This window comes from Syntrophomonas wolfei subsp. methylbutyratica (genome assembly GCF_001570625.1).
GTDB classification, from domain to species: Bacteria; Bacillota; Syntrophomonadia; order Syntrophomonadales; family Syntrophomonadaceae; genus Syntrophomonas; species Syntrophomonas methylbutyratica.
This window is the reverse complement of the sequence record NZ_BBQT01000063.1, coordinates 1-617: the sequence shown is the minus strand read 5'-3', so window position 1 is coordinate 617 and position 617 is coordinate 1. Positions and strand designations below refer to the sequence as shown.

The following is a 617-nucleotide window of genomic DNA, read 5'->3' as shown; positions in this document are numbered from 1 at the left end:
CAACTATTAGATGCAAATGTATTACAACCAAATATTATTGCAAAATCTGTAAATTTACATCCAGTTGTTGTAATTTGTGGATTACTTGTATTTGGGGAAGTTTTTGGAATAGCAGGTATGATACTAGCCATGCCAATACTAGCATTAGCAAAAGTATATATTAAATATAAATTTGGGATTAATTTTGATCAAAAATAAGAAAAAAAGAAAAGTAAAAAATTAAAAAAAGAAACAGAATTCGAAAAAGAAGAAATATAAAAAGTAAAAAGTACATCTGAAATGGTGTACTTTTTTTGTACTATAATTTCAATAAAATTTCTTGTATGTAATATTTATGTATCGCAAAAGTTATAAAAAAAATACAAATTAAAATTATGAATCTAGTATTTAAAAAATAAATGAATTATTTACAGAAGCATGTAATATGACAATGTATAGATATTATTATACCTTTCCAAGTTCCGATACTTAATCTAGATAGTAGAAAACCAGAAATACGTATATACATAGGTGCAAATGCACTAATCACTGATGTTAGCTAGATGAAAATATTGGTTTAAACTGAAAACTCCTCTGGTGAGAATGCTGAAACCTACCATCTATGCGCTGAGTCTCTT

The 617-nt window shown here is 25.9% G+C and carries 1 protein-coding gene; it reads left to right on the top strand.

The genetic code is table 11. The annotated features are described in order from the left end of the window. A partial coding sequence (locus tag AWB54_RS15015) for an AI-2E family transporter (protein ID WP_153014772.1) occupies positions 1–198 on the top strand: 198 nt, incomplete at its 5' end. Between the last annotated feature and the right edge of the window lie 419 nt (positions 199–617).